The organism is Roseibium sp. SCP15 (assembly GCF_040329435.1).
Lineage (GTDB): Bacteria > Pseudomonadota > Alphaproteobacteria > Rhizobiales > Stappiaceae > Roseibium.
The window spans coordinates 280,696-303,917 of record NZ_JBDZYI010000005.1 but is presented as its reverse complement, the minus strand read 5'-3'; the positions used below and the strand labels follow the sequence as shown (position 1 = coordinate 303,917).

Here is a 23,222-nt window from a genome sequence, read left to right as displayed (position 1 = left end):
TGAGGAGACTTGTCATGAAGGACTCAAACTTCCTGAAGGAAAACAACGCGCGGCATGTCTGGCATCCGATGGCCCATCCGGCGGACAGCCAGACCAACCTGCCGACGATCCTGACTGAAGCCAGGGACGTCCGCATCACCGATGTCAACGGACACGAGGTGATAGACGCCGTCGGCGGTCTCTGGAATGTCAATCTTGGCTATTCCTGCGAACCGGTGAAGCAGGCCATTCGTGATCAGCTGGACGCGCTGCCCTATTATTCGCTGTTTCGCGGAACCACCAACGACAAGGCGATCGAACTTTCCTATGAGCTCGCCCAGTTCTTTGCACCTGACGGGCTCAGCCGGGCGTTTTTCACGTCGGGCGGATCGGACTCTGTCGAAGTCGCCCTGAAGCTTGCCCGCCAATATCATCGCATCCGTGGTGAAGCCTCGCGGACGAAATTCATCAGCCTGAAAAAAGGCTACCACGGCACGCATTTCGGTGGCGCGAGCGTCAACGGCAACGCCAAGTTCCGCAATGCTTATGAGCCATTGATGCCGGGCTGCTTCCATATTCCGGCGCCTCATACCTATCGCAATCCCTTCAACGAGAGCGATCCGGAAAAGCTGGCCCGGCTTTGCGCGGCCGCATTGAAAGACGAAATTGCCTTCCAGGGCGCCAACACCATCGCCGCCTTCATCATGGAACCGGTCCTTGGTGCAGGTGGTGTGATGCCACCGCATCCGAGCTTCATGCCTCTGGTCCGTGAAATCTGTTCCAAAAATGGCATCCTGCTCATTTCCGACGAGGTCATTACTGCGTTCGGGCGCACCGGATCGGAAAGTGGCGCACGTCACTGGGGCGTCAAACCGGACCTGATGTGCACAGCCAAGGCCATCACCAACGGCTATTTCCCATTCGGCGCGGTGATGATCGCCGATCACGTTGCCGACGTTTTCGAAGCCGACCGCACCGGCACAGCATCGGTCGACACCGGCTACACCTATTCCGGCCACCCGGTCGGCGCCGCGGCGGCACTGGCAGCACTTGCGGAAATCAAGGCGCAAAAGGTTCATGAAAACGCCGCCGAACGCGGCAAGCAGCTTCTTGGTGGCCTGAAGGGTCTTCAGGAAAGGTTCGAGGTAATCGGAGATGTGCGGGGCGAAGGCCTGATGTGCGCCCTCGAACTTGTTTCGGACCGGACGACCAAGGACCCGGTTGGCAAGGACATTCCGATGAAACTGCAGCAGGCAGCCTATGAGGATGGTGTCATGGTCCGGGTATCGGGCAACAACGTGATTTTCTCGCCGCCTCTCGTGGTGACGGAAGACCATGTCGCAAAGATATTGTCGGCCACCGAAACAGGGCTGAGCGCTCTTTGAGGAAAGCCGGTCCGGCGCAAGACCGCGCCGGACCAGCCCTCAGAGATTTTGGAAATCGTCTAGAATATCAAGAAGCTGGTTCAGTTTTTCCCGGCCGATCACCTTTTCCATATGGGCGACAATCGCCTGGGCTTCCTCCAGATTGTCATAAATGATCTTCCGGCCCGCATCGGTGATGGCGACAGTTTGCTTCCGGCGGTCCCTGTCATCGGCGTTTCGGGTCACCAGTCCCTTTTCGCTGAGCGTCTGGACGATACGTGTTTGACTAGGCAGCAGGAGACAGGCCCGGTCCGCAAGGGTCGAAGCATCGAGCGGCCCGAACTCCTCCAGAACCCGCAGGATGCGCCACTGCTGTTCAGTGATGCCCGTGTCGGCGAGCATTTCCCGGATCGGTCCCATGACCTTTTCGCGCGCCCGGATGAGGGCGATGGGAATGGACCGTTTGGTTGGCGGCAACTTGCGAACGGTCTGGGTTTCTGGAGTGTCAGTCATTCTTAGCTATTAGCGAATCCAAACTTTATTTCACACAAAAAGTTTGACATTTTCGACTCTATATATTTAACATAGCAAATATTGTGCTGTTAAGGAAATGCCATGCCGCACATCACACTGGAATATTCCGCCAACTTGCAAGAGCGGGTCGACATTCAAGAATTGTGCGAACACCTGCGCGAAGAAGCGGCCACCATCGTTGCCTTTCCGATGCCCGGCATTCGCGTCCGGGCGCTGAAAGCGGATTATTACAGCATTGCAGATGGCGCCTCGAAGCACGGTTTCATCGACATTTCGGTTCGCCTGCGTGCCGGACGGCCACAGGAAGTGAAAACCGACGCAGCACAAAGACTGTTTGACGCCGCAAAAGCGTTCCTGGAACCCGTCCTTGCAACGAGTTCACTGGCTCTGTCCCTGGAAATGCGGGACATCGACCCGGATCTTTCGCCCAAGACAGGAACCATTCGCGACCATTTGGGAGAAGCCTGACCAATGTCCGACCTTGAAAACAACATTCAAAAACTGAGCAGCTATCTGGAACGTTTCCGGACAGGCGGCATCCTGAACCGGATTGGCGGCGAAACGGTTCCTGCGCAATCTGGAGAGACATTTCAGACCCACTCTCCGGTGGACGAAAGCCTGATTTGCAATGTGGCCAAGGGTGGTGCCGCTGACATTGACGCGGCTGCAAAAGCCGCGAAGGAAGCTTTTCCCGCCTGGCGCGACATGCCGGCGGCTGAACGCAAGAAAATCCTCCATCGGATCGCCGACAGGATTGTTGAACGGGCCGAGGAAATCGCGCTCTGTGAATGCTGGGACACGGGTCAGGCACTGCGTTTCATGTCGAAAGCAGCGTTGCGCGGCGCCGAAAACTTCCGTTTCTTTGCAGACAAGGCAACGGCTGCAAGAGACGGCCAGGCCTTGCCCTCCCCCACCCTGATGAACGTCACGACCCGCGTACCGATCGGTCCGGTTGGTGTCATCACGCCGTGGAACACGCCGTTCATGTTGTCAACGTGGAAGATCGCGCCAGCCCTCGCAGCCGGCTGCACGGTCGTCCACAAACCGGCGGAATTTTCGCCGTTGACCGCGCGAATCCTCGCTGAAATCGCTGAAGAAGCAGGTCTGCCGAAAGGCGTGTGGAACCTGGTCAATGGTTTTGGCGAGGACGCCGGCAAAGCGTTGACCGAGCATCCGGACATCAAGGCCATCGCTTTCGTCGGTGAAAGCCGCACTGGCTCAATGATCATGAAGCAGGGTGCCGACACCCTGAAACGCGTGCACTTCGAGCTGGGCGGAAAAAACCCTGTCATCGTATTCGACGACGCGGACCTCGACCGAGCGCTCGACGCCGCAATCTTCATGATCTACTCGCTCAACGGTGAACGTTGCACGTCTTCCTCACGCCTTTTGGTACAGGACACGATTGCCGAAGAGTTCGAGGCAAGGCTCATTGAACGGGTCAACAACATCAAGGTTGGACACCCCCTTGATCCGAAGACCGAAATCGGACCGCTCATTCACAAGACCCATTTCGACAAGGTCACCAGCTACTTCGACACGGCAAGACAGAACGGGGCGACGGTTGCCGCCGGCGGAATGCGGATCGGCGATGAAGGTTATTTCGTTCACCCGACCCTGTTCACGGGTGCCAACAACCAGATGGACATAGCCCAGGAGGAAATCTTCGGCCCGGTCCTGACCAGCATCCGCTTTGGGTCCGAGGAAGAAGCGCTCCAGATCGCAAATGACGTCCCTTACGGTCTGACCGGTTACGTCTGGACAAATGACCTCACCAGGGCGTTGCGCTTCACCAACAACCTTGAAGCCGGGATGATCTGGGTGAACTCGGAGAACGTCCGTCACCTGCCGACACCATTTGGCGGCGTCAAGGCCAGCGGCATCGGCCGCGACGGCGGCGACTGGTCGTTCGAATTTTACATGGAACAGAAAAACATCGCTTTCGCTACGGGCCAGCATGCGATCCCGCGCCTCGGCGCGCTGTGATCACTGTCTCTGTATGCTGAAGGATTTGGGAGGATAAGATGGGTGAAATAGTACTGGCCGCGAAAGTGACGCATGTTCCGACCATGCTGATGTCGGAGCAACCCGGCCCGGTGGAAGGAAAGCGCCAGCCGGCAATCAACGGGCACTATGAGATAGCGCGCCGGGCAAAGGAGCTTGGCGCAACCACGGTTGTGATCTGCGATACCCATTGGGTCATCAATGCAGGCTTCCATATCAATGCAAACAGCCGCTTTGAAGGCCTGTTCACTTCGAATGAGTTCCCGCATTTCATCCAGAACCTTCCCTACAGCTACCAGGGCAATCCGGAGCTCGGCGACGCAATCGCAAAGGCTGCGATGGACAAGGGCACACACACCCTCGCACATCATCTGGACAGTCTTGAACTGGAATACGGCACTCTGGTTCCAATGCGCTTCATGAGCCGCGAACACGAGATGAAGGTTGTATCGGTCGCAGCCTGGTGCACGGTTCACGACCACGCCGAAAGCCGGGTCGTCGGCGAAGCAATCCGCGAGGCTGTCGAAGCCAGTGACGAAAAGGTGCTGCTGGTCGCATCCGGCTCGCTTTCGCACAAGATTTGGGCCAACAAGGACTATGCCGCCAACAATGGCACTTTCACAATCTCATCCGAGTTCAACCGGCAGATGGATCTGCATGTTCTGGAGATGTGGAAGAACGGTGATCATGCAACCTTCCTGAAAATGCTGCCGGAATACGCCGAATACTGCTGTGGCGAAGGCTCCATGCACGATACGGCAATGCTGTATGGCGCGCTCGGCTGGGACAACTACACCGCCAATTGCGAAGTGGTGACGGAGTATTTCCCGAGCTCCGGCACGGGGCAGACGAACGTCATTTTTCCGGTCCAGTAACGAATAAATCAGGATACCCGTTCCGATGCCTGTTCCCGCTCCCAATCTCTACCCGCCTTTCAACATCGTCCGGCTCAGCCATGTGGAGCTGGCCGTCACCGATCTGGCAAAAAGCCGCGCTTTCTATGTCGACACACTTGGCCTTCAGGTTACCGACGAAACCACCGACGCTATCTATCTGCGTGCCATGGAAGAACGCGGCCATCACTGCATTGTGCTCAGGAAAGCGGGGCAGGCTTGCGCCCGGGATCTGGGCTTCAAAGTCTTCGATGAAGACAGCCTCGACAAGGCAGCTCATTTCTTCAAGTCCAAGGACCTGCCGGTGGACTGGGTTGAACGTCCGTATCAGGAACGCACGTTCCGCACGCGCGATCCGCATGGCATCCCGCTTGAGTTCTACTGCAAGATGGACCGGTTACCGCCAATTCATCAGAAATACGCGCTTTATCGCGGCGTGAAGCCTTTGCGGATCGACCATTTCAATTGCTTCTCGCCGAATGTCGATGAATCCGTCGCCTTCTATAACGAGCTCGGTTTTCGCGTCACCGAATACACCGAGGACGAAGCAACAGGCCACCTCTGGGCCGCCTGGACCCATCGCAAGGGCGGGGTTCACGACATTGCCTTCACCAATGGCAGAGGGCCGCGCCTGCACCACACGGCCTTCTGGGTTCCGACACCGCTCAACATCATCGACCTGCTCGATCTGATGTCGACCACCGGCTGGGTCTCCAACATCGAGCGCGGCCCCGGTCGCCACGGCATTTCCAATGCCTTCTTTCTCTATATCCGCGACCCTGACGGTCACCGGATCGAGATCTACTGCTCCGACTATCAGACGGTTGATCCGGATCTGGAACCGATCAAATGGGACCTGAAGGACCCGCAGCGCCAGACCCTGTGGGGTGCTCCGGCACCCAAGAGCTGGTTTGAGGAAGGCTCTCTTTTCGAAGCCGTCGAAGTGCGGGAGCCGAACCTGGCCGCACAGCCGATCGTGGCGCCGTAAAGTCAGGAAGTTGAGCATGTTGAACCTGAAAGATGCATCCCTGCTCAGGCAGGGTACTCTCGTCGGCGGCCGGTGGATTGAAGCAACGACTGAAACCGGACTGGCGGTCCGCAATCCGGCGACCGGAGACCTGATCGGCCATGTTCCCGATCTCGGCGCTGAAGAAACGCGTGAAGCGATCGACGCTGCCGAAGACGCACGCCATGCCTGGGCAGCGCGAACCGCCAAGGACCGTTCGGCGGTGCTGCAGCGTTGGTACGAATTGATGATGCAGCACCAGGACGATCTCGGCGCGATCCTGACAGCAGAACAAGGCAAGCCTCTGGCCGAGGCCAAGGGCGAAATTGCCTATGGCGCGTCCTTCATCCAATGGTTCGCAGAAGAAGCCCGCAGGGCCTATGGCGACATCGTTCCAGGCCACCAGCAGGACAAGCGCATTCTGGTGCTGAAACAGCCGATCGGTGTTGTGGCGGCGATCACCCCGTGGAACTTTCCCAATGCCATGATCACCCGCAAGGCTGGCCCAGCCCTCGCCGCGGGATGTTCCATGGTCCTCAAACCGGCTTCGCAAACCCCCTTTTCGGCGATCGCACTCGCTGTACTGGCGGAGCGGGCAGGCATTCCGGCCGGTGTTTTCTCGGTCGTCACCGGATCAGCCCGCCGGATCGGTGCAGAAATGACAGCCAATCCACTTGTCAGGAAGCTGACATTCACCGGAAGCACCGAAGTTGGAGCAAAGCTCTACGAGCAGTGCGCCCCGACCATCAAGAAGCTGGCGCTCGAACTTGGCGGCAATGCCCCCTTCATCGTCTTTGATGATGCCGATCTGGATGAAGCCGTCGAAGGGGCCGTAATTGCCAAGTTCCGGAACAACGGCCAGACCTGCGTATGCGCCAACCGGATCTATGTGCAGTCCGGTATCTATGAGGCTTTTGCCGACAAGCTTGCGACCCGGGTCGGTGGCTTGAAGACTGGCAACGGCTTTGATGAAGGCATTACCTTTGGGCCGCTCATTGACGAAGCAGCCGTTGAAAAGGTCGAAGATCACATCAGCGATGCCTCGAAAAAGGGCGCAAATGTCCTCTTGGGTGGTCAGCGCCACAGCCTTGGAGGCACTTTCTTCGAGCCGACAGTCCTGACAGGCGTCAATGCCGAGATGGCAATTGCCAGGGAGGAAACCTTCGGCCCTGTTGCCCCGCTCTTCAGATTCGAGACCGAAAGCGAAGTTGTTCGCGCTGCCAACGACACGCCCTTCGGCCTTGCATCCTACTTCTACTCCCGCGACCTGGCCCGGGTGTGGCGAGTTGGCGAGGCGCTCGAATACGGCATGGTGGGCATCAACACCGGTCTGATTTCGACGGCGGAAGCTCCCTTCGGCGGGGTCAAGTCTTCGGGTCTGGGTCGCGAAGGTTCCCGCTATGGCCTCGAGGATTTTCTCGAGCTGAAGTATCTCTGTATGGGCGGCATTGATCCGGCAACGGAGTGACACATGAATTGGGACGAATTCGCCCATTGGGGCAAGCATATTGCGGACTGGGCAGCCGATTATCATAAAACCTTGTCCGAGCGACCGGTGCGGGCCCAAACCAGCCCCGGCGCGATTGCAGCGCAGCTTCCCGTCTCTCCTCCTGAGGCAGCCGAGGCGATGGAAACCGTCCTGGGCGATTTCGAGCGCGTCGTGATGCCGGGCATGACCCACTGGCAGCATCCGCGCTTCTTCGCCTACTTCCCGGCCAACGCCGCGCCAGCCTCCATGCTGGCCGAGATGCTGGTCACGACAATCGCTGCGCAATGCATGCTCTGGCAAACATCACCGGCGGCAACGGAAGTCGAAGGCGTCATGATCGACTGGCTACGCCAGGCTCTGGCCCTGCCGGAACACTATACCGGCGTCATTCAGGACAGTGCCTCCTCGGCCACACTCTCCGCTGTACTCACCATGCGCGAACGCGCGACCGGATACACGGGCAACAGGCAAGGCCTTTCGGGCAAAGGCAATCTGCGCATCTACTGTTCCGATCAGGTCCACAGCTCGATAGACCGCGCGTGCTGGGTTGCCGGGATCGGGCAGGAGAACCTGATCAAGATCCCGGGAACGGGACCAAGACACGCAATTGACGCGAAAGCCCTCAGGGAAGCGATTGCCGCCGACCGGGCAGCAGGTTACACCCCGGCAGGAATTATTGCCATAACCGGTGGCACGGGCGTTGGCGGTTCAGATGAACTGACACAGGTTCTGTCGATAGCGCGGCAGGAAGATCTTTACACCCATCTTGACGCGGCATGGGCGGGCGCGGCCATGATTTGTCCGGAGTTTCGGGAAGAATTCTGGGCGGGTGTCGAGGGATACGACAGCATCGTCTTCAACCCTCACAAATGGCTCGGTGCTCAATTCGATTGCTCTGTCCAATTTCTCGCCGACCCAGCCCCTCAGCTCAATACCCTGAAGATCGAACCTGAATATCTGAAAACGACTGGTGAGGCCGTCACCAACTATTCCGAATGGACAATCCCTCTTGGCCGCCGGTTCCGCGCGCTGAAGATCTGGTTCCTGATCCGCGCTTATGGACTGGACGGCCTCAGGGAAAGAATACGCAATCACGTGGCCTGGTCACGGGAGCTTTGTGAAGAAGTTCGCGCGATGAACGGATTTGAAATCGTGACCGAACCGATCCTGAGCCTGTTTTCGTTCCGTTGCCCTGGCAACGATGACGACCAGCAGCGCCTCGTTGATGCAATCAATGACGACGGTCGGATCTACCTCACCCAAGGCGCCTTTCAGGGGCGCAAAATCATTCGCTTCCAGGTCGGACAGTTCAACACAACCCGGGAAGACGTCCTGATGGCGGCTGAAGTCATAAATGACGTCTGGAGAAAGATCGCATGAAGTTTGCAACCTATACTGCAGATGGCCAGACCTATTATGGCGCTGTGACCGACGCGGGCATGATCGCCCTGTCACCAGAGTTTTCTCAATGGCCAACCTTGTATGATGCAGTCGCAGCGGGTGGGCTGGGTGCGCTGGCTGAATCGGCAAAAGAAAAGTCCGCAACGCATGCAGAATTCTCGTTCGAGATGGTTCTGCCCAACGCACCCCGTATTCTCTGTGTCGGGGTCAACTTCCCTGACAGAAACGCAGAATACAAGGATGGCAGCGCGCAGCCGAAATACATGTCGCTCTTTCCCAGATTCGCCAGCGGGTTCACCGGTCATGACCGCCCCTTGATCCGCCCACCGGAAAACCACACCCTCGACTACGAAGGCGAGGTTGCCATCGTCATCGGCAAGGAAGGCCGCCGGATCAAGCCGGAAGACGCATATGACCACATCGCCGCCCTCACCCTGTGCAACGAAGGCACAATCCGCGACTGGGTTCGTCATGCGAAATTCAACGTGACCCAGGGCAAGAACTGGGACAGGTCGGGTGCAATGGGTCCCTGGCTGGTTCCGTTCAACGATCCGTCACAACTGGATGACGCCCGCATCGTCACGCGAGTCAATGGCGAGGTGCGCCAGGACGACTACCTGAAGCGCATGATGTTCCCGATCCGCGAAGAGATCGCCTATATCTCGACGTTCATGACGCTCAAGCCAGGCGATGTCATCGTTACAGGCACGCCGAAAGGTGCCGGGGCGCGCTTCGACCCGCCGCGCTATCTGAAACCCGGGGACGTTGTTGAGGTCGAGGTGGAAGGCATCGGTATCCTGCGCAACGGCGTGGAGGACGAGGCATGAGCCTGACACCGACCCAGGTTACCCAGGCAGCCGAAGACCTCTTCAACGCCGAGCAAACCCGGACCCAGACAGAACTGCTCTCGCTCCGTCATCCGGATCTCGACATGGATGGCGCCTACGCGATTCAGAACGCCCTGACCCGCCGCAAGCTCGAGGCGGGCCGGAAGATCATCGGCTGGAAAATCGGCCTGACGTCCAAAGCCATGCAGGATGCTCTCAAGATCGACATTCCCGACAGCGGCATGCTGTTTGACGACATGCTGTTTGACAACGGCGGTATCGTTCCGAATGACCGTTTCATTCAGCCCCGGGTTGAGGCCGAGATTGCCTTTGTCATGAAATCCTCCCTCGGCGGAGCGAATGTCAGCCGTCAGGACATTCTGAACGCCACAGACTATGTCTGCCCCTGTCTGGAAATCCTCGACACACGCATCGTTCGTGTTGATCCGCAGACCGGAAGGACACGAAAGGTTTTCGACACGATTGCCGATAACGCCGCCAATGCCGGAGTGGTCCTCGGCGACAAACAGCATGCGCCTGAGGCTCACGACCTTCGCTGGACCGGCGCAATCGTTGCCCGGAACGGCGAGGTGGAGGAAACCGGTCTCGGCGCCGGAGTTCTGAATGATCCGGTAGAAAGCGTTGTCTGGCTGGCCCGACGCATGGCAGATTACGGTCAGAGGATCGAAGCAGGGCACATTGTTCTGTCCGGTTCCTTTATCCGCCCGGTGGAATGTCCCTCCGGAACGGAGGTAGACGCCGATTTCGGCGCCTTCGGAAGTGTTTCCTGTTCGTTTGCTTAAGTGAGTTGAAGAATGCCCGCACCCAAAAATACGTTCAAACAAGCCCTTAAGGATGATCATCGGCAGATGGGATGCTGGGTCGGGCTCGCGGATCCTTACATCGCTGAAATCACCGCCTCGGCTGGCTTCGACTGGTTGTTGATCGACTGCGAACACGCCCCCAACGACCTGCGCAGCATGATGGCGCAGCTGAAAGTCATCGAGGCCTCAGATAGCCATCCGGTTGTCCGCCTGCCCATCGGTGAAACTTCGATGATCAAGCAATTTCTCGATGCCGGTGCGCAATCTCTCCTGATCCCCATGGTGGAAAGCAGGGAACAGGCGGAACAACTGGTTGCGGCCGTGCAATATCCGCCAAAAGGTGTCCGGGGCGTCGGATCCGCATTGGCGCGCGCGTCGAAGTTCAATGAAATCAAGGACTATCTGACGACGGCGGATCAGGAAATCTGCCTGCTGGTGCAGGTGGAAAACAGAGCCGGGCTTGCTGCGCTCGACGACATCCTGACCGTTGACGGCGTTGACGGTGTCTTCATCGGACCTGCGGACCTTGCGGCCGATATGGGGCATATCGGTCAGCCAACCCATCCGGATGTTGTGGCCGCCATCGAAGACGCCCTGGTTCGGATAAAGAAATCCGGCAAGGCACCTGGCATCCTGAGCACCAACATGGAATTCATGACAAGGTGCATGGAGTTGGGCGTTCTGTTTGCTGCAACATCCATCGACGTCACGCTTTATGCATCCGCCATTCGCGCTGAAGCGGAAAAGGCCCGGGAACTCGCGTCCGAACAGAAGCCGGACTAAAGAGCCATCAAGGCGTTGCCGGTGTGTGCAATGTGGTGACCGGCACGCCGGAATAGTTCGTCGATTGAGTTAGGGACTGGTTTGGGTTGGTAGCCTTTGCGGCGGCAACTCCCACAAGGATCAGGGCAACAACGGCAAAGCTCCAGAATTTCATGCGCTTGCTCCTTTTCGGCAGCGGCCATTTGATCCGGCACGGAAAACAGCCGCATTCTGCTCGTCGAATCAGCATTCAACTTTAGTCTATATTATACTTTAGACGTATATCAGGCAATGCCGCTGCGTCAGACGGCGATTCCCGTGATCCGAAGCCGGGTTTCGAACCTGAAGAAGCTTTCATCCTTGATGTGTGTTTCAGGTCTAGGCCTGGTCGGCGAAATAGTATTCGCCGGTTGCCTGATGAGGCCCCAGTTTACGGGTCGTCCGACCGCGAATGTTGCGAACGAGTTGCACCGCTTCCTGATAGGAAACCGGCTCCAGGGCCGAACGCGAACGATGAAGCCAGTCTGTCGTCACTTCCAGCAGCACCAGGCCTTTGCGCTTTTGGGAAAGGGGCGGCGGCAGCACCTGACAGGCCCGGCCTGTGCCGTCGGTAAACTTGGCCAGAAGGCCTTGGTAGTAAGCCAGCGCCCGCCTGCGCGGCTCCTTCACTCCATTGCCCGCACGTGCGCTCGCCTTGATTTGATCAAGCTCCGAGGCACTGACATTTCCGAAAAACAGGTGATGTCCCGGGGGCGGATGATAGCCGATATTGTTGGCGGTCTTGTGTGACTGTGTGAAATGGGAACCGGTCGCAAAATAGACGGTGGGCCTGATCTTATCGGCGCCCCGTGTCACACCGACGACGTGAACAGCGTTGTAGTTTGAAGGCAGGTCGAGACGATTGGCAGGCATGAAACACCCTCCCCGGCTGTAACCTGCCGCAGATTGCGCAAACAAATGGGCAATTGAACGGCGACGCCGGGTGAAGGAAGGTCGTCAGGGTTTGAGCGGTTTGCGGCGCTGTGCCGCCAGCTCTTTCGTGTAGGTTGCCAACGCTTCCAACTGGCTCGAAGCCTCTGTGTTTTGCCGTGCCTCGAGCGCCTGCGCCATGGCCTCATGCAGTTCAGCAATCCGCTCTCGGTCCCGCAAACGATAGACCAGCATGTTCATCAGGGGTTGCATGGACTCAAAGGCAGCCGACAGCTGGAAACGCAGCAATGGATTTCCTGTCGCCTCCGCGATTATCGAATGAAACGAGACGTCCGACGCGCAGAAATCCTCATCACTGGTAAGCGGATCCCGCTGCCTGCGAATTTCGTTGCGCAAAGCTTCGAGGTGAGCATCGGTGCGTTTTTCCGCTGCCAGCGGCAATGCCGATGTCTCGAGAGCGAAACGTGCCTCGATCGCATCTTCCAGCGGAATGTCGTTCATGCCAATCAGCAGGCGCGTTGCCGTGACCAGGTTAGCCTGTGCTTCTTCCCAGGTCATCCGGTTGACGAAGGCCCCGCCTGCGGAGCCCCGCTCGCTTCGGATCAGGTTCTGAGCCGCAAGCCGCTTGAGTGCTTCGCGCACGGTGGAGCGGGAGACGCCAAAACGTTCGGCCAGCTCGGCCTCGCTCGGCAATCGCTCTTCGCTGGAAAGGCGTCCTTCGAGGATGGCGTTTCGAATGGCATTGGCGATCTGGACCGACAGGCCTTCCTTTTGAATCGTGTTGAATTCAATCGCCAATGCGTCCTCCAGAAACACGTTTTTCCCGCGAAATTCTCCCAAACCTAGAGAGGCGGACCGGTGCGGTCAATCATAAATCTACTATTGTCTGACAATTAAATGTTTGACTTTTCATCAAACGAGGCGCAGCGTTATGGAAACCGGGTCGAACACCGGGCATTTTGGGAGGAACCGAGTGCTGTCGCTTGAACGACTGTTTCCCGGCCACAGCTTGCTGTGGCTGACGTTTTTCGCCGGTGTTCTGGCGGCCTGGAGCGCGTTGTTTGCCATGCAGGCGAGCTTCGAGCTTCCAGCCGGCTGGCAAGAACTGGGCCCGGGTTACCTTCTGTCACTTTGCGCGGGCAGTATCGCCGATGCAGGTTTTCCCTCCGCTGTCCTGATGTGGTCGCTCATGTCGCTGGCCATGATGGCCCCTACGGCATTTCCCGCGTTCAAGACCTATTCCGACCTGGCTCATACCGATGCGGCCAGCGGTCGGTCCCTCGCGGCACTGATCAGTGGTTACCTGCTGGTCTGGCTCGGGTTTTCGTTCGTTGCGGCCCTTCTGCAGATCCGCCTGACCGAGTTTGGACTGCTCAACACGCTCGGCCAGTCGACCTCCGAAATCCTGTCAGGCGGGCTCTTGATCGTCGCCGCTCTCTATCAGTTTTCCAGCCTGAAGAATGCGTGCCTCAGCGCTTGCCAGAACCCGATGACATTCTTCTTCAGCCATTGGCAGCCCGGCAACCTTGGAGCCCTGAAGCTTGGATTGCGCCTCGGCGCGGTGTGCCTCGGTTGCTGCTGGGCCCTGATGCTGCTCGCCTTTGTTGCCGGCACCATGAACCTGGCGTTCATGGGTCTCGCCATGGTGCTGATGACACTGGAAAAACTTCCGCAGATCGGCGCGAAGCTCAGCGCGCCGCTCGGCGTCTTTCTTTTCATCGCAGGGTCGACCGTCGTCGCCCTGCCACTCATGCCAAATCTATTCTAGGGAGGATCGAATGTCCGGTTGGGCCATTCGCGGCGAACTTATCTTGAACTGCAACTGCACGGTCTTTTGCCCCTGTGTCGTCTCGCTGGGCAAGCATCCGCCCACCGAGGGCTATTGCCAGGCCTGGGCGGGCGTGCGCATCGACGAGGGTCACTATGAGGGCGAGGATCTCTCGGGTCTCAATGTCGGCCTGGTTCTGGAAATTCCCGGCCTGATGGCGCGCGGGAACTGGAAAGCCGCCGCCTATATCGACGAGCGTGCAAGCGATGCCGCTTATGACGGCCTCCTGAAGATCTTCTCCGGACAGGCAAAAGGCACCACCGGTCTCTTCCGCGTTCTGGTGAGCGAGTTCCTTGGGGCTGAGCGCGCGCCGGTTTCCTACACCAATGAAGGCAAGAAGCGCCGCCTGATTGTCGGCAAGGCCATCAAGGGCGAAGTGGAACCGGTTCCCGGCGGCAATCCGGACGAGGATATCGTGGTCACGAACACCGAATACTGGATGGGTCCGGACATCACCGTTGCCACCGCAAATCAGGGACGGGTTCGTGCTTACGGACGGGTTTGGGACTTTGATGGACGCAGCGCCGAGATCTGTCAGATTGACTGGTCAGGCCCGTCTGCCGAACAGGCCGCATAGGGAGGGTCAGGCATGCAGGCCCCGCTTCTTTCGATTTCCCGCCGCACCCGGAAGACCCCGTTTTCCAGGCGTGTAGAGGCAGCCGGTGTCAAGGCGTACACCGTCTACAACCACATGCTGCTGCCAACGGTGTTCGACACCGTTGAAGAGGATTACCACCACCTGAAATCGAAGGTTCAGGTGTGGGACGTCTCCTGTGAGCGGCAAGTTGAACTTTGGGGGCCTGACGCGGCGCGTCTTGCACAAATGCTGACGCCACGTGACCTTTCGGGAATGACCGAAGGGCGATGTTACTACACGCCCATGGTCGACGAAACGGGAGGTATGCTGAACGATCCGGTAACGACAAAACTGGCCGAAGACAAATTCTGGGTTTCTGTTGCCGACAGCGACCTGCTGTTTTGGATCAAGGGCCTTGCGCACGCATTGCGCCTCGAAGTCGACGTTGACGAGCCTGACGTGTCGCCACTCGCGATCCAGGGACCCAGGGCAGAAGATCTGGTAGCCCGCGTGTTCGGCGAAGAGATCAGGTCGATCCGCTTCTTTCGCTATGGCCACGTTGACTTTCAGGGACACAGGCTCGTCCTCGCAAGGTCCGGCTATTCGAAACAGGGTGGATTTGAGCTCTATGTCGAAGGATCGCATCTCGGCGAACCGATCTGGGATGCCTTGATGTCGGCAGGAGAAGACCTCGAAGTCCGTGCGGGCTGCCCGAACCTGATCGAGCGGATCGAAGGTCAGCTCCTGTCCTACGGCAACGACATGACGCGCAACAACACGCCGCACGAGTGCGGTCTTGGCCGGTTTTGTCAAACACAGGCGGCGATTGGCTGCATCGGACGTGATGCGCTTCTTCGCGTCGCGGTAGAAGGACCGGTAAGGCAGATCCGCAGCATCGCAATCGATGGCGACCCGGTTCCACCCTGCGATGATCTTTGGCCGGTCATTGCCGGCGGCAAACAGGTCGGCACGGTGAGTTCAGCCGCCTATTCACCCGACTTTCGCACCAACGTTGCGATCGGGATGGTGCGGATGACACATTGGGACGACGGAACAAGGGTTCAGGTCGACACACCGCATGGCATGCGCCCGGCGACTGTCTGGGAAACACCCTTCACCGATCAGGAAAGCTAACGATGAGAGAGCATTACGAGGCACTGCCCCGCAAATCTGCCAATCACGTTCCGCTTTCACCGCTCTCCTTTCTTGAGCGAACGGCCGCGATATTCCCCGATCGCCTTGCCGTCATCTACAATGACCGCCGATACACCTGGGGCGACGTCTATGAACGCGTAAAGAGAGTTGCCTCCAGTCTTCGCGCACGGGGTATCGGCGTCGGTGACACCGTTTCCGTCATGGCGGCCAACACCCCGGAACTGTTTGAACTGCATTATGCGGTCCCGATGACCGGAGCGGTTCTGAACACGATCAATATTCGGCTGGAACCGGAAACCGTCGCCTACATCCTTGATCACAGCGACGCAAAGCTGGTCATTGCCGACACGGCCTTTGCCGGTGTCATCGGCGAAGCTTTCAGGGTGAACGGAAACGACCTGCCTGTGGTCAATATTGTCGACGCGGATGCTCCGGGTGGCAAACCAATCGGCAGAGAGACCTACGAGAACCTCGTTGAAGAAGGGGATGCTTCGTTCGCCTGGCAGGGTCCGGTGGACGAATGGCAGGCGATCGCTCTCAATTATACGTCCGGAACTTCCGGCCGTCCCAAGGGTGTCGTCTATCACCATCGTGGTGCTTATCTCATGAGCATGGGAACGCCAATTGCCTGGGAATTGCCGCGTCACCCGGTCTATCTCTACACCGTTCCGATGTTTCACTGTAACGGCTGGTGTCATGCCTGGGCCATGACGCTGACCGCCGGTACCATCGTCTGCATTCGGCAGGTGACGGGCAAAGCTGTTTTCAACCTGATCGCCGAACACGGTATCACCCATCTCGGCGGCGCTCCGATCGTCTTGTCGATGCTGGTCAACACGCCTCAGCCGGACCGAAAAGAGCTGAAATATCCGGTCAAGGTGATGACTGCGGGGGCCCCACCTCCGGCCGCTGTTCTGGCAGCCACAAAGGCACTCGGTTTCGAGGTCATGCAGGTCTACGGGCTCACGGAGACCTATGGTCATGTGTCTCAGTGTCTGTGGCGAGAGGAATGGGACGACCTGACACCCGAAGAACAGGCCGAATTGCAGTCCTGGCAGGGTGTCGGCTTCCCGATGACGGAATCTATCGACGTCGTTGATCGCGACACCGGCGTGTCTGTTCCTTCGGACGGCGAGACCCAGGGAGAAATCGTCATTCGCGGCAACACGGTCATGAAGGGGTATTACAAAAGCCCCGAGGCGACGGAAGAAGCTCTGGCCGATGGGGCCTTCAGATCGGGTGACGCAGCTGTGCGCCATCCAAACGGATACATCCAGATCAGGGACCGGTTGAAGGACGTGATCATCTCCGGTGGTGAAAACATCTCGTCAGTTGAGGTCGAGGGCATTCTTCACCGGCATCCGGACGTTGTCCTGGCTGCTGTTGTCGCATTGCCGGATGAAAAGTGGGGGGAGGTTCCCTGCGCCTTCGTCGAACTGAAGGAAGGCAGTCAGGCCACCGAAGACAGCTTGATCGCCTTTTGCAAGGAACAGATGGCCGGCTTCAAGCGGCCGAAAAAGATCGTCTTTACCGAATTGCCGAAGACGGCAACGGGAAAAATCCAGAAATATGTTCTGCGCCAAAAGGCCGGGACACTCGCAAGCAAGACCAGCTAACAGGGCATAATCACATGACTTTCAAGGCACTCATCGTTGACAAGGATGCAGAGGGCAAGACCAGCGCGTCCGTTCAGGAGATAGAGGAAAACCGTCTGCCGGATGGCAACGTCACCGTTGCGGTTGAGTATTCGACCCTGAACTACAAGGACGGGCTCTGCGTGGGGCCTGGCGGCGGACTGGTGCGCAACTACCCGCACGTACCGGGTATCGACTTCGCCGGCACTGTCGAGGAAAGCTCGGACGAGTGGTACAAGCCTGGAGATAAGGTCGTGCTGACCGGCTGGCGCGTCGGCGAGGCCTGGTGGGGCGGTTACGCCCAGAAGGCATGCGTCAAAGGCGAATGGCTGGTTCCCCTGCCCGACGGCTTGACCACGCGCAACGCCATGGCCGTCGGCACTGCAGGATTTACCGCCATGCTGGCCGTGATGGCACTGGAAGACCATGGCTTGAAGCCTGAGGACGGGCCGGTTCTGGTGACAGGTGCAGCCGGAGGCGTCGGGTCGGTCGCAACCGCAATCCTCGCAAACCTCGGCTATGAAGTTGCTGCAGTCACCGGGCGGGAAAGCACCTGGGATTATCTGAAGTCCCTGGGCGCAAGCCGGATCGTGCCGCGCGACGATGTCAATGAAACCGTCAAACGTCCACTGGAGGCCGAAACCTGGGCAGGATGCATCGACGCGGTCGGCGGAGCGATGCTGGCGAGGGTCCTCGGGCAAATGAAATACGGCGCTTCCGTTGCCGCCGTCGGTCTTGCAGGTGGCGCGGCGCTACCGGCGACGGTCATTCCATTCCTCCTGCGCGGCGTGAACCTCTTGGGCATCGACAGTGTCATGAAGCCCTATGATGCCCGCGTTCGCGCCTGGGAGCGTTTGGCAAAGGATCTGCCAATGGACAAGCTTGAGGCCATGATCCAGTCGGCAACGCTGGAAGATCTGCCCGGGCTCGGCGCCGACATCTTGAAGGGTCAGGTCAAGGGCCGCGTTGTTGTCGATGTGAATGCATAATCGGGTAGTCGGGGTCTTCAGCGTCCTGAAGACCCCAGCTCCGCCCTGAGGAAGTCGATCATCACCCGGACCTTCTGTGGCAGATATGTCCGGCTGGGATACAAGATCCAGGCTGCGGTTTCAAAATCGAAGGCCGCGCATTCGAACTCCGGAAAAAGATCAACCAGACGTCCGGACTTCAGATCCTTCCGGATCAGCCAGTCCGGCAAAAGGGCCGCCCCCATACCAAGCCGCGCGGCTTCACGCAGCGATGGCGCGCTGGCAATGAGGGTCTTACCGGATACCTCGACGGGAAACGGATCGGAGCCCTTTTGCCTGAAGAGCCAGGATTTCTTGAAACCGGGGAACGCAAAACACAGGCAGTTCAGCATGCTCAGGTCGGCGGGGTGACGAACCGGCGCCACCTGCTCCAGATATTGAGGCGATGCCACGACCCGATAGCGGGTCGTAAGAAGCTTTGTTGATATCAGATCGCCCTTCGGCGCAGCGGCAAGGCGCACCGCCAGATCCAGACCTTCAGCCAGAAGGTCGAGATTGTGATCTGCAGGATAAAGCTCGACGGTGAGATCCGGATACAACTGCTGGAATTTGGGCAGGACCGGCAAGATGCCCTCCTGCACAAAGGCCACCGACGCGGTGAGCCGGATCGTGCCTTTGGGCACTCCACCCCTGGAGGCGACTTCCGCTCCAGCAGCTTCCAGTTCTTCCACCAGCGGTGCAATCCGGCGCAGATATTGGTCGCCTTCGTCAGTGGTCGCCAGTTTTCGGGTGCTGCGTTGAAAGAGCCGAAGTCCAAGCTCGCGCTCAACACCCGCAACGACCCGGGAAACCTTGGACGCGTCGAGGTCAAGCGCCCTGGCGGCAGCGGCAATGCTGCCCAGGTCCTTCACCAGCAGAATGGTCTTGAGTGCCTGAATATCCATTCGTGCATTTTATGCACGATTATGAGGGATTATGCGGCATTTTTCTGAAGAAATCGCAGAAATAAGCTGAGACCCATCATTCAATGGAGAAACTCAAATGACTTTGCTTCTGCGCATAAACTCCAGCTCACGGCAAACCGGATCGCATTCCACCGCGATTGCCGATCATTTTGAAGACTGCTTCAGGAACAAACATCCGGACTGCCGCGTCCTGTCCCGTCATGTAGCCGACGGCTCCATCCCGATCATCAGCCAGAAGACCATCGAAGGTTTCTACACGCCTGACGCTGCCATGACGGCAGACTTGCGGGAAGCCACATCACTTTCCGACAGCCTGATCGAAGAACTTCAACAAGCAGACACTCTGCTGATCACCGCTCCAATCTACAATTTCAGCGTACCTGCCGCCTTGAAAGCCTGGATCGATCAGGTCGTTCGAATGGGTCACACCTTTGCTTATGAGGACGGCGCTTTCAAAGGCCTTGCGCGCACCAGGCGCGCGGTCGTTGTCTGCGCCTATGGCGCTGAGGGCTATCTGGACGGAGAAGCCTTTTCCGCAGCCAATTTTGTTCAACCCTACCTGCAGTTCCTGCTGTCTTTCCTCGGCATCACCGATATCCGTTTCATATCCGTTCAGGGCACCACGGCGGATGCCGACACGGTGGCAGTCAACGTGGAAGCAGCGAAGAAGGAATGTCAGCTGGCCGCCTGACGGACCAGCTGCCGGAAAACAATAACCGAAGCAACCGGATGCCCGCGACAAAACCGGACCGTCAATTCGGCTCTTGAGCGCTGAATCCGGTTGCATTCGGCGGAAACCTCCCATATAAGCGCCCGGTCCAGAGTCGTCCGGCTCGTCGTGGACTGGTTTTCTGTGTTTTGAACGCAGCCATTCATGACAACCAAGGGCATGCCGTGTCGGCTCTGAATGCACCAACAAAAGAGTGTCTGTCGTTTGACAGATGCACAAAGGAAAGGATGCAAAATGCCCAAGCTGAAGACGAAGTCCGGCGCCAAAAAGCGCTTTAAAGTGACCGCGACCGGCAAGGTGAAAACCGCGCAGGCCGGCAAGCGCCATGGCATGATCAAGCGCACGAACAAGTTCATCCGCAACGCCCGTGGCACCACCACGCTGAGCGACCAGGATGCAAAGATCGTGAAGCAGTTCCTGCCGTACGCATAACGCCAGCCCCGAAGGAGATCATCTAAATGTCACGCGTCAAACGGGGCGTAACCGCCCACGCTCGTCACAAAAAAGTTCTGAAGGCCGCCAAGGGCTACTATGGCCGCCGCAAGAATACCATCCGCGTCGCCAAGCAGGCCGTGGAGAAGGCAGGACAATACGCCTACCGCGACCGCAAGACCAAGAAGCGCAACTTCCGTTCGCTCTGGATCCAGCGCATCAACGCGGCTACCCGTCAGCACGGCATGACCTATGGCCGCTTCATCGACGGCCTGAACAAGGCCGGCATCGAAGTCGACCGCAAGGTTCTGTCCGACTTGGCCATCAATCAGCCGGATGCCTTCAAGGCACTGGTTGACCAGGCACAGGGCGCACTGGCTGCCTAAGGATTTCGATCCAAACTGAAGTTCCAAGAGCGCGGTCCTTTGGATCGCGCTTTTTTTGCGCGCTCCGGTGTGTATCACCCAGGAACCCGTAGCGTTGAGGTCGTTGTCGCCCAAACTCCTCAGAGTTGCTGCAATGCGAAATTAATTCAGGAGTTGCATAACCTTACGGCAAGCGTTTACGCTTTCCGGTATCGGCCTTTCCAAGCGATGCGGGAGTGCGGCAGACATGCAATTTCTTGAAAATCTGTTCGGATTGATCGGCGACCTTACATGGGGCTTTGCCCTGATACCTTTTCTGGTCGTCATTGGATTGTTCTTTACCATCGTCACCGGGTTTGCGCAGATCCGGTTTTTCAAACGCATGTTCCGTGTTCTCTCCTCGAAGAACCAGACCGAGGATCAAAAAGCGATTTCCGCGCGTGAGGCGCTGTTGCTTTCCGTCGGCGGACGCGTCGGCGGCGGCAATATTGCAGGCGTCGCTGTTGCTATTTCTCTGGGCGGACCCGGCGCCGTCTTCTGGATGTGGGCGATTGCACTCGTCGGCATGTGCACCAGCCTGATCGAATGCTCACTCGCTCAGCTTTACAAACGATCCACCGGCGATGGAGCCTATCGCGGTGGCCCCGCCCGAACGATCATTCATGGTCTCGGAGAGGATTTCCGCTGGCTGGCAGTGCTTTACGCTATCTGCCTGATCGCGTCCTTCGCAATCGGCTTCAACGCCTTTCAGGGCAACACCGTTGCCGGTGCCGTACAGGAAAGTCTCGGCATCGACAGATTGTGGAGCGGTGTGTTCCTGGCAATTCTGACCGGAGCGATCGTCTATGGCGGCATTCACAGGATTGCAAAGACGGCTGATGTCATCGTTCCGATCATGGCCGTCGGCTACATCCTGCTCGCGCTTCTGGCTATTCTGGTCAACATCACCGAGCTGCCGCGCGTCATCTACATGATTGTCGCGAATGCCTTCGGCTTCGAAGAGCTAGTTGGCGGGGGCATGGGTGTCGCGATCCAGCAAGGTCTGCAGCGCGGTCTGTTTTCCAACGAAGCCGGTCTCGGCTCCGCTCCCAATGTGGCCGCAACAGCGCGCGTCCGGCATCCGATCAGCCAGGGCATCACCCAGTCCTTCTCGGTCTTCATCGACACGATCGTCATCTGCTCCTGCACCGCCTTCATCATCCTGCTTGGCGACGTCTACCAGCCTGGAAACGAAGGTGTTGACGGTATCGTTCTGACTCAACAGTCTCTGGCTTCGCATCTTGGCGGATGGACAAGCTATTTCCTGACGGCAGCCCTGCTGCTCTTCGCATTCAGCTCGATCATCTACAATTACTATCTCGGCGAAAACGCCCTCACCTTCATGTCCAGGAATTCCGCATGGGTGCATGGCTTGCGCTGGTTCGTTATCATGATCGTGTTTCTCGGCGCGACGGCCCCCAACGCGTCCGCTGTCTTTTTCTTCTCCGATCCGCTGATGGGTGTGCTGGCCGTCGTCAATCTTCTGGCGCTGCTGATGCTCTTCCCGACCGCCCTGCGCATTCTGCGGGATTTCAAAACCCAGCTGAGCCAAGGTGTCGCAAGACCGCTGCTGAACCCGGACCAGTTTGCGGATCTCGACATCGACCGGACCGCCTGGACAGGCAAATTGCCCGACGACGACTGAAACAAGGGCACCCAAACGCAAGACTGCAATCGAATTACGCGGCTTCCAGGCCGCGTATTTGGTTAATGCTTTGTCATCCGGGATTTAACCGAGAGAACGAACTGACCGGCGTGAACAGGATTTCGAAGCACTCCTGCTCCGGTCCGCGTGATCGAAAAGTGTCCCGGCCTCACACCATTGTTAACCTTTACGATCCTCTTTTGGCCAAACTCTGCACCTAAATTATTAACGTCGGCCCCAAGTGGCATGGCAGTTGCGACGTTTCAGGCAAGACGGCACCCGGCGTGCCATTCTGAAACAACGAGGCGTTAGATTGTGCGAGTGAACCCGGTAACTTCGGCAGGTCGTGCCAATGTGAGGCGGAAGCGTCCCTCTGTGGGAGAGACGGAATCCGAACGCCAGAAAGACTTTGCCTCACATCTGCCCGTGCCGCTGCAGCCCGCCTTTGAGCGGGAACAGAAGGCCTTTGCCACGCACTATCGTCCCAACTCGGTTTTTCTGGCCCATTTGATTGCCACGCGCGACGGAGAGCCTCAGACAAGGCTTCGCCGCCAGACTGAGCCTGTCAATGGCATCAACAGCTATCGCGAAACGGCGGCACTGCCGCGCCAGAGGTCCGCAGGGCACCTGATCAAGACCGAGCGATAGGACACGATCCATCAGTTTCCAAGTTTCCAGATGTACCACTGGATACCTTCAGCCCGGAGCCAAGCTCCGGGTTTCTTTTTGTCTTGTCACGGCTGTGTGATTGCCAGTTCTGACAATGTGTGACGCGCAGCACATTCAATTTCGGCTGTAATTCCTACATTAGGTTCAGATCCGGGAACCACCCGGACCTCCGACAAGATTGGCCACGGACTGGCCCGCCACG

At 58.1% G+C, this 23,222-nt stretch carries 25 protein-coding genes; 20 read left to right on the top strand and 5 right to left on the bottom strand.

The annotated features are described in order from the left end of the window. Positions 1 to 14: 14 nt before the first annotated feature. Positions 15 to 1,364, top strand: a complete 1,350-nt coding sequence (locus ABLO27_RS24395) for an aminotransferase class III-fold pyridoxal phosphate-dependent enzyme (protein ID WP_353036599.1) — start codon at positions 15 to 17, stop codon at positions 1,362 to 1,364. Positions 1,365 to 1,403: 39 nt separating this feature from the next. Here the strand turns inward: ABLO27_RS24395 and hpaR are convergent, their stop codons facing one another. Further along, positions 1,404 to 1,856 (bottom strand): homoprotocatechuate degradation operon regulator HpaR, encoded by a 453-nt coding sequence (hpaR, locus tag ABLO27_RS24390; protein ID WP_353036597.1) that lies wholly within the window; start codon positions 1,854 to 1,856, stop codon positions 1,404 to 1,406. 102 nt (positions 1,857 to 1,958) lie between these two features. Here hpaR and ABLO27_RS24385 point away from each other — a divergent pair, with 102 nt between their 5' ends. The 9 genes from ABLO27_RS24385 to hpaI are packed head-to-tail and all read left to right on the top strand — an operon-like array spanning position 1,959 to position 11,104. After that, positions 1,959 to 2,345 (top strand): 5-carboxymethyl-2-hydroxymuconate isomerase, encoded by a 387-nt coding sequence (locus ABLO27_RS24385; protein WP_353036595.1) that lies wholly within the window; start codon positions 1,959 to 1,961, stop codon positions 2,343 to 2,345. A 3-nt stretch (positions 2,346 to 2,348) separates the two neighbouring features. Beyond that, positions 2,349 to 3,863, top strand: coding sequence for a 5-carboxymethyl-2-hydroxymuconate semialdehyde dehydrogenase (gene hpaE, locus ABLO27_RS24380; RefSeq protein WP_353036593.1), 1,515 nt, complete (start codon positions 2,349 to 2,351; stop codon positions 3,861 to 3,863). A gap of 38 nt (positions 3,864 to 3,901) precedes the next feature. Next, positions 3,902 to 4,756: a 3,4-dihydroxyphenylacetate 2,3-dioxygenase gene (hpaD, locus tag ABLO27_RS24375; RefSeq protein ID WP_353036591.1), complete on the top strand. Its 855-nt coding sequence runs from the start codon at positions 3,902 to 3,904 to the stop codon at positions 4,754 to 4,756. A gap of 25 nt (positions 4,757 to 4,781) precedes the next feature. Beyond that, on the top strand, positions 4,782 to 5,762 hold the full coding sequence (gene hpaD / locus ABLO27_RS24370) for a 3,4-dihydroxyphenylacetate 2,3-dioxygenase (protein WP_353036589.1): 981 nt from the start codon (positions 4,782 to 4,784) through the stop codon (positions 5,760 to 5,762). Positions 5,763 to 5,781: 19 nt separating this feature from the next. Then, positions 5,782 to 7,248 (top strand): NADP-dependent succinate-semialdehyde dehydrogenase, encoded by a 1,467-nt coding sequence (gene gabD / locus ABLO27_RS24365; RefSeq protein ID WP_353037028.1) that lies wholly within the window; start codon positions 5,782 to 5,784, stop codon positions 7,246 to 7,248. 3 nt (positions 7,249 to 7,251) lie between these two features. Continuing rightward, a complete protein-coding gene (locus tag ABLO27_RS24360; RefSeq protein WP_353036588.1) occupies positions 7,252 to 8,649 on the top strand; it encodes a pyridoxal phosphate-dependent decarboxylase family protein in 1,398 nt (465 codons plus the stop codon). After that, a complete protein-coding gene (locus tag ABLO27_RS24355) occupies positions 8,646 to 9,497 on the top strand; it encodes a fumarylacetoacetate hydrolase family protein (RefSeq protein ID WP_353036586.1) in 852 nt (283 codons plus the stop codon). Before ABLO27_RS24360 ends, ABLO27_RS24355 begins: the two co-directional genes overlap by 4 nt. Then, positions 9,494 to 10,300, top strand: coding sequence for a 2-oxo-hept-4-ene-1,7-dioate hydratase (hpaH, locus tag ABLO27_RS24350; protein WP_353036584.1), 807 nt, complete (start codon positions 9,494 to 9,496; stop codon positions 10,298 to 10,300). Before ABLO27_RS24355 ends, hpaH begins: the two co-directional genes overlap by 4 nt. A 12-nt stretch (positions 10,301 to 10,312) precedes the next feature. Further along, a complete protein-coding gene (hpaI, locus tag ABLO27_RS24345) occupies positions 10,313 to 11,104 on the top strand; it encodes a 4-hydroxy-2-oxoheptanedioate aldolase (RefSeq protein ID WP_353036582.1) in 792 nt (263 codons plus the stop codon). Positions 11,105 to 11,111: 7 nt separating this feature from the next. On the opposite strand, the gene ABLO27_RS24340 is transcribed toward hpaI, so the two are convergent. From ABLO27_RS24340 to ABLO27_RS24330, 3 genes are all read right to left on the bottom strand, one after another. Beyond that, entirely contained in the window at positions 11,112 to 11,258 is a 147-nt protein-coding gene (locus ABLO27_RS24340) for a hypothetical protein (protein WP_353036580.1), read from the bottom strand. A gap of 203 nt (positions 11,259 to 11,461) precedes the next feature. Next, a complete protein-coding gene (locus ABLO27_RS24335; RefSeq protein WP_353036578.1) occupies positions 11,462 to 11,995 on the bottom strand; it encodes a hypothetical protein in 534 nt (177 codons plus the stop codon). A gap of 84 nt (positions 11,996 to 12,079) precedes the next feature. Next, positions 12,080 to 12,811 carry a FadR/GntR family transcriptional regulator gene (locus ABLO27_RS24330; RefSeq protein WP_353036576.1) on the bottom strand — a complete coding sequence of 244 codons (732 nt, stop codon included), beginning with the start codon at positions 12,809 to 12,811 and terminating at the stop codon, positions 12,080 to 12,082. A 175-nt stretch (positions 12,812 to 12,986) separates the two neighbouring features. On the opposite strand from ABLO27_RS24330, the gene ABLO27_RS24325 reads away from it, so the two are divergent. The 5 genes from ABLO27_RS24325 to acuI are packed head-to-tail and all read left to right on the top strand — an operon-like array spanning position 12,987 to position 18,196. Next, positions 12,987 to 13,781, top strand: a complete 795-nt coding sequence (locus ABLO27_RS24325) for a DUF2182 domain-containing protein (RefSeq protein WP_353036574.1) — start codon at positions 12,987 to 12,989, stop codon at positions 13,779 to 13,781. Positions 13,782 to 13,791: 10 nt separating this feature from the next. Then, positions 13,792 to 14,418: a DUF1326 domain-containing protein gene (locus ABLO27_RS24320; RefSeq protein WP_353036572.1), complete on the top strand. Its 627-nt coding sequence runs from the start codon at positions 13,792 to 13,794 to the stop codon at positions 14,416 to 14,418. A 12-nt stretch (positions 14,419 to 14,430) separates the two neighbouring features. Continuing rightward, on the top strand, positions 14,431 to 15,552 hold the full coding sequence (locus ABLO27_RS24315) for a dimethylsulfoniopropionate demethylase (RefSeq protein ID WP_353036570.1): 1,122 nt from the start codon (positions 14,431 to 14,433) through the stop codon (positions 15,550 to 15,552). 2 nt (positions 15,553 to 15,554) lie between these two features. Continuing rightward, the gene (locus ABLO27_RS24310; RefSeq protein WP_353036568.1) at positions 15,555 to 17,189 is read left to right on the top strand and encodes an AMP-binding protein; all 1,635 of its coding nucleotides are present in this window, start codon (positions 15,555 to 15,557) and stop codon (positions 17,187 to 17,189) included. Positions 17,190 to 17,203: 14 nt separating this feature from the next. Beyond that, positions 17,204 to 18,196, top strand: a complete 993-nt coding sequence (acuI, locus tag ABLO27_RS24305) for an acryloyl-CoA reductase (RefSeq protein ID WP_353036566.1) — start codon at positions 17,204 to 17,206, stop codon at positions 18,194 to 18,196. Positions 18,197 to 18,213: 17 nt separating this feature from the next. Here acuI and ABLO27_RS24300 read toward each other — a convergent pair whose 3' ends face one another. Then, complete coding sequence (locus ABLO27_RS24300) at positions 18,214 to 19,119, bottom strand: LysR family transcriptional regulator (protein ID WP_353036564.1); 906 nt, start codon at positions 19,117 to 19,119, stop codon at positions 18,214 to 18,216. 97 nt (positions 19,120 to 19,216) lie between these two features. Between ABLO27_RS24300 and ABLO27_RS24295 the strand changes: the two genes are divergently transcribed. The 5 genes from ABLO27_RS24295 (at position 19,217) to ABLO27_RS24275 (ending at position 22,999) form a co-directional block, all read left to right on the top strand. Then, positions 19,217 to 19,831, top strand: a complete 615-nt coding sequence (locus tag ABLO27_RS24295; protein ID WP_353036563.1) for an FMN-dependent NADH-azoreductase — start codon at positions 19,217 to 19,219, stop codon at positions 19,829 to 19,831. 273 nt (positions 19,832 to 20,104) lie between these two features. Beyond that, positions 20,105 to 20,302: a 50S ribosomal protein L35 gene (gene rpmI / locus ABLO27_RS24290; RefSeq protein WP_023002610.1), complete on the top strand. Its 198-nt coding sequence runs from the start codon at positions 20,105 to 20,107 to the stop codon at positions 20,300 to 20,302. 26 nt (positions 20,303 to 20,328) lie between these two features. After that, the gene (gene rplT / locus ABLO27_RS24285) at positions 20,329 to 20,688 is read left to right on the top strand and encodes a 50S ribosomal protein L20 (protein WP_352950455.1); all 360 of its coding nucleotides are present in this window, start codon (positions 20,329 to 20,331) and stop codon (positions 20,686 to 20,688) included. Between the two features lie 226 nt (positions 20,689 to 20,914). After that, positions 20,915 to 22,351: an alanine/glycine:cation symporter family protein gene (locus ABLO27_RS24280; protein ID WP_353036561.1), complete on the top strand. Its 1,437-nt coding sequence runs from the start codon at positions 20,915 to 20,917 to the stop codon at positions 22,349 to 22,351. Positions 22,352 to 22,726: 375 nt separating this feature from the next. After that, positions 22,727 to 22,999, top strand: a complete 273-nt coding sequence (locus ABLO27_RS24275; RefSeq protein ID WP_353036560.1) for a hypothetical protein — start codon at positions 22,727 to 22,729, stop codon at positions 22,997 to 22,999. The last annotated feature ends 223 nt before the right edge of the window (positions 23,000 to 23,222 follow it).

Bases quoted from the DNA above. Each gene is read 5' to 3' on its own strand.
- ABLO27_RS24395 (WP_353036599.1), top strand. From the start codon at position 15: ATGAAGGACTCAAACTTCCTGAAGGAAAACAACGCGCGGCATGTCTGG.
- hpaR (WP_353036597.1), bottom strand. From the start codon at position 1,856: ATGACTGACACTCCAGAAACCCAGACCGTTCGCAAGTTGCCGCCAACC.
- ABLO27_RS24385 (WP_353036595.1), top strand. From the start codon at position 1,959: ATGCCGCACATCACACTGGAATATTCCGCCAACTTGCAAGAGCGGGTC.
- hpaE (WP_353036593.1), top strand. From the start codon at position 2,349: ATGTCCGACCTTGAAAACAACATTCAAAAACTGAGCAGCTATCTGGAA.
- hpaD (WP_353036591.1), top strand. From the start codon at position 3,902: ATGGGTGAAATAGTACTGGCCGCGAAAGTGACGCATGTTCCGACCATG.
- hpaD (WP_353036589.1), top strand. From the start codon at position 4,782: ATGCCTGTTCCCGCTCCCAATCTCTACCCGCCTTTCAACATCGTCCGG.
- ABLO27_RS24360 (WP_353036588.1), top strand. From the start codon at position 7,252: ATGAATTGGGACGAATTCGCCCATTGGGGCAAGCATATTGCGGACTGG.
- ABLO27_RS24355 (WP_353036586.1), top strand. From the start codon at position 8,646: ATGAAGTTTGCAACCTATACTGCAGATGGCCAGACCTATTATGGCGCT.
- hpaH (WP_353036584.1), top strand. From the start codon at position 9,494: ATGAGCCTGACACCGACCCAGGTTACCCAGGCAGCCGAAGACCTCTTC.
- hpaI (WP_353036582.1), top strand. From the start codon at position 10,313: ATGCCCGCACCCAAAAATACGTTCAAACAAGCCCTTAAGGATGATCAT.
- ABLO27_RS24340 (WP_353036580.1), bottom strand. From the start codon at position 11,258: ATGAAATTCTGGAGCTTTGCCGTTGTTGCCCTGATCCTTGTGGGAGTT.
- ABLO27_RS24335 (WP_353036578.1), bottom strand. From the start codon at position 11,995: ATGCCTGCCAATCGTCTCGACCTGCCTTCAAACTACAACGCTGTTCAC.
- ABLO27_RS24320 (WP_353036572.1), top strand. From the start codon at position 13,792: ATGTCCGGTTGGGCCATTCGCGGCGAACTTATCTTGAACTGCAACTGC.
- ABLO27_RS24315 (WP_353036570.1), top strand. From the start codon at position 14,431: ATGCAGGCCCCGCTTCTTTCGATTTCCCGCCGCACCCGGAAGACCCCG.
- ABLO27_RS24310 (WP_353036568.1), top strand. From the start codon at position 15,555: ATGAGAGAGCATTACGAGGCACTGCCCCGCAAATCTGCCAATCACGTT.
- acuI (WP_353036566.1), top strand. From the start codon at position 17,204: ATGACTTTCAAGGCACTCATCGTTGACAAGGATGCAGAGGGCAAGACC.
- ABLO27_RS24300 (WP_353036564.1), bottom strand. From the start codon at position 19,119: ATGGATATTCAGGCACTCAAGACCATTCTGCTGGTGAAGGACCTGGGC.
- ABLO27_RS24295 (WP_353036563.1), top strand. From the start codon at position 19,217: ATGACTTTGCTTCTGCGCATAAACTCCAGCTCACGGCAAACCGGATCG.
- rpmI (WP_023002610.1), top strand. From the start codon at position 20,105: ATGCCCAAGCTGAAGACGAAGTCCGGCGCCAAAAAGCGCTTTAAAGTG.
- rplT (WP_352950455.1), top strand. From the start codon at position 20,329: ATGTCACGCGTCAAACGGGGCGTAACCGCCCACGCTCGTCACAAAAAA.
- ABLO27_RS24280 (WP_353036561.1), top strand. From the start codon at position 20,915: ATGCAATTTCTTGAAAATCTGTTCGGATTGATCGGCGACCTTACATGG.